The organism is Paenibacillus sp. FSL L8-0663, from assembly GCF_038008125.1.
Taxonomy (GTDB): Bacteria; Bacillota; Bacilli; order Paenibacillales; family Paenibacillaceae; genus Paenibacillus; species Paenibacillus polymyxa_D.
This window is the reverse complement of the sequence record NZ_JBBOYM010000001.1, coordinates 4,844,607-4,853,477: the sequence shown is the minus strand read 5'-3', so window position 1 is coordinate 4,853,477 and position 8,871 is coordinate 4,844,607. Positions and strand designations below refer to the sequence as shown.

The window sequence follows — 8,871 nt, the reverse complement described above, 5'->3', positions numbered from 1 at the left end:
AACACAACAGAAATCCGAAAAACGAAAAGAAGTAATGGCCGATCGTTGCAGACGAGTTTAATCTTTTGACTATGACACCAGAAGAACAACAAAAGGCACACGAAGACTACAGGATAAAAAGGAAACGTGAAGCTCTTGGAGAAGACTTTTGGTATTATGCCGAAACGTTTTTTTCAGTATTACAATCAGGAGGCTGGAATAGTAATCTACCTTCCATAAGTTCACTATTTAAAGAATTAAGTAAAATCAAGCTATCATTCGAACAAAAAAAGAGAATTAATAAACTAGCTAGAGATATAATGGCTTCATTGAAAGAAGTGAATAATGAATTAGTAAGAGATTTGATAGAAGAATCAGTATATTGAGGAAATGGTTATGAAAATTATATTATCGTAATAGTACAAGTTTCCAACTTTCTTTTTATGGTAATTTATGGTGGTTTCAGACTTTTTATTTTTCGTGTTTATCACGTGCTCTGGCAAACGCAGTAAAATCAACAAATTTGGTTCACGACTTTTTTATCACCTGACACTTCCTGTTCAGAAACATTAATGTAGGTAACTACGATTTAGTGTTGGTAACTCAAGATTATTAAAAACACGGCTGCTTTGGTTTAAATAAATATTATGGTAAAGAAATATTAGAAAATTTAAAGACAGGAGAACATATTTATAAGGATTTAACGTACATATTTTTAGAATTTTATTAAAAAATAAAAATCACAAATACTGGATTTTGGTACACAACTTTATTGTTCGAAGAAAGTGTCATAATTAGTGAGAAAATTTACAGATTGAACGAGAAAAATTATCATAATTGATGTTCGAAGAAAATAAAGTTGTAGACTGGAGTTGCTGATTTTACGCGATTGTCCATTTCAAAGGTCGTCAGCTTTTGAGAAATATGTTTTAGACTGATCCGACAAATGCAACCGCGGCAGATAAGGACGCGAAAATAAAATCCTAGACTGGCCGCTGTTGTGGTCAACATTCAACTATCGTGTCCTGTTACCCTAATAACTCTGCAGTTTGTAAGAAAGCGTCTAGCCGCTCCTTTTGAAGAAGATGATGACGGTAATGCATCTCCACCATCGTGAACCATTCGACCGCGTTTAACGCGCCGAAGGCTACGGCCGGATGAGTCGCCTTTCGCTGCAGCCGCTCTGGGTCTATGTTCTGTAGCGATGCCCCAATCTCATGCATGCGGCGCCCTGCTTCCTCCAGCTTGGCGACAAGCTGCTCCTTGCTCTCTGGCGAGGAGGCGTATATTGCAAGTCGGCCGGTACCTGAATGCGAACCGGTGGGAAGCTCCCTTGCTCAAACACGGCATGGCCGCCCTCCTCGCTGCCGCCACCGAGCGCCATGTACTGCTCCGCAAGACGGAGCTGCAAGTTCAGCGTGGAATGAGGCAGATGCAGGTACATTTGCCCAAGCGACCATTCGAGGGTTCAAGAAAAAAGCATATTCGTAGTTTATATCTTTAATACTTTATTTCCCAGTCTAAGACTATATTTTCTAATTACACCGGCCGCCTTCGCTAGCGCGCCGATCGCAAAGCTGGACTTCATTCCGGAGCGCAACTGCAGCCGCGCATGCGGGCCACACGTCGCCAGTCTATAACTTTATTATTCAGTCTAGTTCTTTATTGTTTAGTTTAAAACCTTATTATTCGCTAACAATTGACAATGAAGAAGTAGTACAACTTCTTATTATTTGTATAAATACGCATTTTTAGAGTTGCGTATATTCTCATAAAATTCGAAAAATTAGGGTGGACCGAATAACTTCGAGTCAATGAGTTCTCACTAATTATGAAAATGATCGTTGAATTATCATCAGCAGATTGCAAAGCCGTTTTGGGGTAGCTAAACCAGACCCTATATCGAAACCTAAAACCAAACGGCGACTTTTCCCTGGAATCCACTGGAGAGAAGTCGCCGTATTTGTTATGGAACGTTTTTTTAGTTTTAAAAATGAGATTAATCTATTGTTCTTTATTTCTGATTAGCACGTTGTGAGAGCCACTCTTTTTTCAGTAATGCATATTGATACGTATTCTCGTATTTCGGCGTGCCGTCTTCATATTTAACAAATGAAACGAATTCCATGAAGCAGCCTTCCTGGCGAAAGCCCAGTTTTTCACACAGCTTTTGGGAACGGAAGTTATCGTCCTCGACATAGGCGTACAGTCTTCTTACTTCCTGTTGCGTAAAGAGATATTCTATGAAGGCGTTGGCGCTCTCACTTGCGTACCCTTTCCCTTCAAATCTGGCATTAAAATTCCATCCAATACCATATGTATCCGAATCTCGTTCTTCCTTCATACCGAACAGCTCTCCAATCAGTTCGTTGCTGTCTTTCAGGCAGACCGCGATATGGGAGTCGTCACTGCTTCTTTTTTCGACCTCCAATGTAGCTTCCTCCAACGTCGAAATCTGGTGGTCCATAAAGCAGTTAACTCTTGGATTAGCTGTATACTCCAACAATCCGGCAGCGTCGGTTGCGATAAAATTCCGCAGGATCAATCGGTTGGTTTCAAGTGTTTGCATGAATATACCTCCAGTTGTTATTTAAATAGATGGCTTCATTCTGTAAGATCCTTTTATTCTATCAGAAACCGCTTTTCAATCGTAAACAACTGTCAGCGGACAATAAAGTTGCGTACTAAATATTAATGAAACATAATAAAAGACACTTTTAGTAAAATTAAAAGCCTGATGAACAAGTGTCATCAGGCTTTGTTAAAATCAGGACGGCTGCTTTGGTTTAAATAATAGAGAGCGATATTATGGTAAAGAAATATTAGAAAAGTTAAAGACAGGAGAACATATTGATAAGGATTAATTTGGAGAGACCATATATTATTTGTCTGTCACATGCTAACATCACTAAATGGCAAAATCGTTGGATATTTCTTAGAAGAGAATCGAACGGCATATTTTACTAAAAAATACAAGGGAATTCATGATCGTTACGAATGCCAAGCATGGATTTGCGGCAGGATTACCATGGAGAAACATTTCACTTTTGGAAAAAAATAAATTTAGATCAAGACAACACTCCGACGATCCCTAGAACAGATTACGTAGCGAATCCCAATGCTAAAACCTATGCAGTTGCAGTAGATCCTTTTAGGAAATTAGATGGACAAAAAACATCATTTCTAATGATGATGATCGATTCGGTCATCATATTATAGAAGTACTTTCCGAACAAGCATCGGATGCTCATTTAGCTCATTTGAAAAAGCTAGGTAACTCTTATGTTTTTGGAGGAAAAGAAAGTTTGAATTTCACTGTTGAAGGTTTAATTGATGAGATTAGTTTAGTTTAGTTTTAGTCCCGATAGTAGATGGTGCTTCTAACTCTTTGACGCTATTTGAAACGAGTGCTCATCTTCAAAAAACTAAGCCAGTAAATTTCTTTTTAAAGAGCGTAGAAAAACTGGACGATGGTGGGCTATGGATGAAGTAGGTGATAAATCCTTAAATAGGACTTGAGGCCATCAACTGTCCTCTTATTTGCTATGTTCAAGTTGGAGTGGCAGCCCTGATAGGCTGCCATTATTTTTCGTCCTTGGCTGTCGCTGTTATAACCCCTTGTTTTTCAAAAATGCCGACTTCACGGTAACCCATTTTCGATACAGCATCTGACCGTCTTCAAACTAAAAGGCATGAGCCCGGTACAATACCGAACTCATGCCCAACTGGTTGCATAAAAATATTTGTCTAACTTTAAGGGGGCACTTCATACAGGGCTGCTTTTATACTATGGGCTAATTGCTCGTGTATTTTACCCAATCATATTCAGCGTATAGCGGATTCGCTCCATTATACGAACCTAGCCAGTCGTCAACGCCAGTGCCATTCCATAAATTCATCATAATCTTGCCTGGCGTGCTTGGTATGTTTGTAGTTGCCGTATGCTTTAGAACCCCGTCAACATACCACTTAATGTATCCTGGCTGCCAATCGAAAGCATAGGTGTGAAAGCCTCTTGATGCATCAAAGCCCAGATCAACAACCTTCTCGTGACCACCGACACCGTTTGTATAATAGTTGAATTGCACTTTTGTCGTGTCTTTGCCTAAAAATTCAATATCTATTTCATCCCATTGCGTGCCATCAGTAGGCCCCGTATACGTAAAAAAGGAAGATACGATCCCTGTATTTTTAGCAGGCTTCATACTGACCTCGTATAAGCCGTATCTGTAAGTGTTCGTCGATCGATACTCTCCGCAGTCAAACTTATTGTACGCAGAACTCGTTAAGCCAAGCTTCATTTTGCCATCGTTCGTAAAATTAACATTATTGGCACGCCAAGTGCAATTAAACATGTTCCCATTGGAATATCCGTCTGCCTTTTGCCATGCCCCCGAATTGAAACCATTAAGTGGTTCCCAAAAAACATTCCCCGCATAAACGCTTACCGAAAAAAACAGAGAGACAATGCCCGTGACCATTAAAGTGAACCAAGATTTCTTCTTCATTTTACACCTCCATAAAAGATTGACCAAACATGAAAGAAATGGATGACGATGATACATTATTTCAAGTATTGACCATCTTACCGAAAAAATAAAGCGCTTCCAAATTTGGTATCTTCATTGTAGTTTGAAATGGAGTCGTCCACAATAGCAAACTTAACACTTGAGGCATAATTTAAAAAAAACTAAATTTTATCAAGTTGTGGTTTAAAAATGTAAGTACTACAATTATATACAAGAAATGAAAATCAGGATTAAAATATTCTATTAAGGGGGGAAATGACGATTTTGAAATGGGATAGACTCAGGAAGCGGAGCCACTACATGTTTATACCATTTTATTCTTTTGGTATAATAGTCAATTAATTTTTGAAGAGGAGGCCTTACTTTGAAAAAATTAGGTATGGTATGTAAAATAGCTCTGATACTTGTATTCTTATTGCCTTTAACACCGGTCTTTGGCCAACATATAGATGCATGGTCAGGTATGCCTATGGGAAAGCTCCATGTCAGGGGCAATCAATTGGTGAACAGCAGCGGAAAACCTGTTGTTTTAAGTGGCTGGCATCAGCCGTCGGGGGCATACTGGACCTATCAAAATAGTAATTATTATCTCAATTTAAATGGTAACAATCGTCATGCAGCAATTTTGGCTTATTTGAAGGATATCACTGACACCTTTGCAGACACCAGACCGAAGTATGGAAGCAACCACGGCTGGTATATGAATCAGGTCCGATTGTTTATTGACCGCCAGGATATGGGAGATGTGGCCGCAGGGTCATACAATTTCTCAGGTTTACAAGCAGCTACACAAAATGTGATTATTCCATACATCAATTATGCGAAAACAAAGGGCATTTATGTTACCCTTGGTCTTGATTTCACTTTGGCTAACGACCAGGCTACAACACAATCCAATCTGGACAAATTCAATCAAATATGGGGGTATCTTGCCTCGCAGCCGGCTATTAATAGCGCGGATAACGTCATGTTTGAACTGATCAACGAGCCTATTAAGTCATATGCGAATGGGCATTGGGGAGGCTATCCTGGTGAAAATGATTTTGTTGACCATTGGAATGATCTGAGAAGATTCCAAAACTCTATCATTTCCACGATTCGAAGTAAAGGAGCGGATAATGTCATCTGGGCTGCAGGACTTGGATACAACCAATTTTACAGCCCGGCGGCAAAACACCCGCTGATAGATCCATTGAACAACTACGGCTATGCTGTCCACTGGTATCCGGGCTACGGAGCGCATGATAACAAGGACAAGCTAAAATCACAATGGGATTCCAACATTAAGGCGGCAGCTCAAGCCTATCCAATAAATATCACAGAATTTACCTGGTTCAAAACACAGCCCGGCGATTCGGAGTACTGGAATTTGTTTAACGGCTCTAATAATGGATTTGGGCAAAACACGAAGTCCATTTTTACAGCAGCCGGTAATGTCAGCATGACCGCACACATGAATGGCTTTCTGCTGGAAGCTGGAGCAAGGAGTTCATTTGCGGACCCAACAGCCGGGTTAAAGTGGGATGGCGATAACCGACGTCAGGCGATGGCCCGCTTCTTGTTTGACTGGTACTATGAGCGTGCACGGACCTATCCGAGAGCACTACTCCAGAACAGTGAATCAGCAACGGATAATCTGCCTGCGGATGCACCGACTGATGTGCTTACAGATACATACATTAATGCACCGACGGACGCACAATCAGAATGATGTTAATACTTTCAGCTACCAACAGCCTTTCCAATTGGATAGGCTGTCGTATTATCTTATAGAAATGACTAGTGTAAGATTGACGGCCATTATGAGGCCTTCCGTTATGTAAAGTTGTTGAAACGATGAGGAGAGAGTATAGTTTGTATGTATTTATTTTGTACGGGAAGAGGTTCATATGGCGACAATTCATGATGTAGCATTAAAAGCGGGCGTGTCGGTCACTACCGTATCTCGTGTAATGAATAATCGGGGATATATCAGCGAAACTACACGCAAAAAAGTGTTCGACGCAATGGAGGAACTTAATTATCAACCAAATGAAATAGCACGATCTCTGCTACGTAAGCAGTCCAATATTATTGGCCTTATTATTCCTAATGTCTCGCATCCTTTCTTCAGTGAGCTTGCCAATCAGGTGGAGTATTACGCCTATCAGCATGGCTGCAAGGTCCTGCTGTGCAATTCACATATGGATCCCGTGAAAGAGAAAGTGTATATTGATATGTTGAAGCGGAACCGGGTGGATGGCATCATTATGGGTAGCCATACATTAGAAGTAGAAGAGTACCGACATTTGAATTCACCGATCGTGACGTTTGATAGGCAGATTGACCCGTATATTCCTTACATATCCTCGGATAATTATCGCGGAGGCGAGCTGGCTACGGAGCTGCTCATTCGCAAAGGCTGCCGGAAAATTGCCCATATCTGCGGAAATCTGGAGCTGAACATGCTGTCCAATGAGCGGACCAAAGCATTCCGGGATGTGGTGGGTAAGCATAATGTCCAGCATGTGATTGTTCAAACAGACTTGAATGTGTTCGACCAGAAGGAGTACGAGCTGATCATTTCAAAACTCGTTCATGAACATCCGGATGTGGATGGGGTATTCGCAACAAGTGATATTATTGCTGCTTTCGCGCTGAAGGAATATATTCGCGCTGGAAGGCATGTGCCAGAGAATGTGCGTATTGTAGGCTTCGATGATGTAAGCGTTGCTTCCTGGCTGACGCCAGAACTTACATCGGTAAGACAGCCGATTGCAGAGATCGGCAGGCTGGCGGTCGAGCTGATCCGCAGGCAGGCGGAGGGGGAGCAGGTACAACCTGTCAATCTGTTGCCTGTTGAACTAATTGAGCGTGCAACGACCTGAATGAAAATCTGTTCCTCTAACAAGGGGAACAGATTTTTTTTAGTACAAGTTAAAAATTCAACATGTCAAACGATTGACACAAGTTAAACCTTTGACATATAATCCGTTTGTAAGCGTTTTATTTAAGTGTTCAGAGCCATTATATAAATAAGGGGATGACAACAGTGAGTAAATTCAAAAGAGTTCAATGGATGGTAATGCTGCTTCTTTTAGTTATGGTGGTGTCTGCATGTGGTGGCTCCGGTGGAGAAGGTAATTCGGCTTCTGGAGGGGGATCAGGGGATTCAAAAAATGTGAAGATTACGCTTTTGAACTCCAAAGGCGAAATCCTTCCACAGCTGGAGGAAGCCGCTAAGGCCTTCCAGAAAGACAATCCGGGTATTACTGTTGAAATCCAGCCGGTTCCGACTGGTGGGTCGCCTTTTGAGCGTGCCTCCGCTTTGTACGCATCCGGAAACCCGCCGACCATGATCATGCTAGATACAGGTGATGTGGAGAAGTTCAAGGACCGTATCCTCGATCTGAGCGGAGAAAAGTGGAATAAGGACACAGTTGAAAACGCTACCACAGCTACGACGGTTGACGGCAAAAATTACGCGTTTCCGCTGGCTGTTGAAGGCTACGGATTCATTTACAACAAAGCCGTTGTAGATAAAGCGGTAGGCGGAAGCTTTGATCCTACCACAATTAAAACCCGAAATGACCTTGAAAAACTGTTTCAGCAAATTGAGGCATCTGGTAAGAAAGCATTGGTGATTTCACCAATGGACTGGTCTCTGGGCGCTCATTATTTGCCTCTTGCTTATGCAGGCCAGAACAAAGACATGGCTGAAGTGGACAAATTCATGGCGTCACTAAAAACGGGCCAGGCTAGCTTGGCTAATAATCCTGTATTTAACGGACTTATGGATACATTCGACCTCATGATGAAATACAACATCGATCAGGCTTCTCCGCTAGCAGGAGCTTATGAACGCGGACCGGAGCTGCTCGGCAAAGGTGAAGTTGGCATTTGGTTCATGGGCAACTGGGCATGGCCGCAAATCAACAGTTTTGATACGGCTAACAAAGAATATGGTTTCTTGCCTGTACCCATCAGTAACAATGCCGATGACTACGGCAATCAGGAGATTTCGTCCGCTGTATCCAAGCGCATTGTTATTGACAAGGAGAAGACTACTCCGGAACAGCAAGATGCGGCGAAGAAGTTCCTGAACTGGATCGTATATGATGAGAAAGGCCAGGATTTCCTCGTGAACCAAGCGAACATTATCCCGGCGTTCAAAAATATTACACTGCCTGCGGCCGACCCGCTTGGCAAGTCCATCCAGGATTATATTGCAAAAGGCAAGTCAGAGCAGTCGATGAGCATGCTGCCTGCGGACCACTGGTCTAAGACAGGATCTTCCATGCAAAAGTATCTGGCGAAACAGGGAGATCGTGCAACACTGGTTAAAGAAATCGAAAACTACTGGAAAACCGTTAAATAAGGTTGT

The 8,871-nt window shown here is 41.9% G+C and carries 7 protein-coding genes and 1 pseudogene; 5 read left to right on the top strand and 3 right to left on the bottom strand.

What is annotated here, in order from left to right:
* Positions 1-71 precede the first annotated feature (71 nt).
* Positions 72-365, top strand: coding sequence for a hypothetical protein (locus MKY75_RS21555; RefSeq protein WP_340886493.1), 294 nt, complete (start codon positions 72-74; stop codon positions 363-365).
* A gap of 642 nt (positions 366-1,007) precedes the next feature.
* Here the strand turns inward: MKY75_RS21555 and MKY75_RS25640 are convergent.
* A pseudogene (locus MKY75_RS25640) lies at positions 1,008-1,441 on the bottom strand (DinB family protein); the annotation flags it as partial.
* A 552-nt stretch (positions 1,442-1,993) separates the two neighbouring features.
* Entirely contained in the window at positions 1,994-2,548 is a 555-nt protein-coding gene (locus MKY75_RS21540; RefSeq protein ID WP_165149533.1) for a GNAT family N-acetyltransferase, read from the bottom strand.
* A 437-nt stretch (positions 2,549-2,985) separates the two neighbouring features.
* Between MKY75_RS21540 and MKY75_RS21535 the strand changes: the two genes are divergently transcribed.
* A complete protein-coding gene (locus MKY75_RS21535) occupies positions 2,986-3,198 on the top strand; it encodes a hypothetical protein (protein WP_029519366.1) in 213 nt (70 codons plus the stop codon).
* Between the two features lie 575 nt (positions 3,199-3,773).
* On the opposite strand, the gene bglS is transcribed toward MKY75_RS21535, so the two are convergent.
* On the bottom strand, positions 3,774-4,487 hold the full coding sequence (bglS, locus tag MKY75_RS21530; RefSeq protein WP_029519363.1) for a beta-glucanase: 714 nt from the start codon (positions 4,485-4,487) through the stop codon (positions 3,774-3,776).
* Between the two features lie 385 nt (positions 4,488-4,872).
* Here bglS and MKY75_RS21525 point away from each other — a divergent pair, with 385 nt between their 5' ends.
* The 3 genes from MKY75_RS21525 to MKY75_RS21515 all read left to right on the top strand — a co-directional run bounded on the left by MKY75_RS21525 (position 4,873) and on the right by MKY75_RS21515 (position 8,865).
* Entirely contained in the window at positions 4,873-6,219 is a 1,347-nt protein-coding gene (locus MKY75_RS21525; RefSeq protein WP_069011603.1) for a cellulase family glycosylhydrolase, read from the top strand.
* A 178-nt stretch (positions 6,220-6,397) separates the two neighbouring features.
* The gene (locus tag MKY75_RS21520) at positions 6,398-7,375 is read left to right on the top strand and encodes a LacI family DNA-binding transcriptional regulator (protein ID WP_340886490.1); all 978 of its coding nucleotides are present in this window, start codon (positions 6,398-6,400) and stop codon (positions 7,373-7,375) included.
* A 164-nt stretch (positions 7,376-7,539) separates the two neighbouring features.
* Positions 7,540-8,865: an ABC transporter substrate-binding protein gene (locus MKY75_RS21515; RefSeq protein WP_029519359.1), complete on the top strand. Its 1,326-nt coding sequence runs from the start codon at positions 7,540-7,542 to the stop codon at positions 8,863-8,865.
* The last annotated feature ends 6 nt before the right edge of the window (positions 8,866-8,871 follow it).

Bases quoted from the DNA above. Each gene is read 5' to 3' on its own strand.
- MKY75_RS21555 (WP_340886493.1), top strand. From the start codon at position 72: ATGACACCAGAAGAACAACAAAAGGCACACGAAGACTACAGGATAAAA.
- MKY75_RS21540 (WP_165149533.1), bottom strand. From the start codon at position 2,548: ATGCAAACACTTGAAACCAACCGATTGATCCTGCGGAATTTTATCGCA.
- MKY75_RS21535 (WP_029519366.1), top strand. From the start codon at position 2,986: ATGGATTTGCGGCAGGATTACCATGGAGAAACATTTCACTTTTGGAAA.
- bglS (WP_029519363.1), bottom strand. From the start codon at position 4,487: ATGAAGAAGAAATCTTGGTTCACTTTAATGGTCACGGGCATTGTCTCT.
- MKY75_RS21520 (WP_340886490.1), top strand. From the start codon at position 6,398: ATGGCGACAATTCATGATGTAGCATTAAAAGCGGGCGTGTCGGTCACT.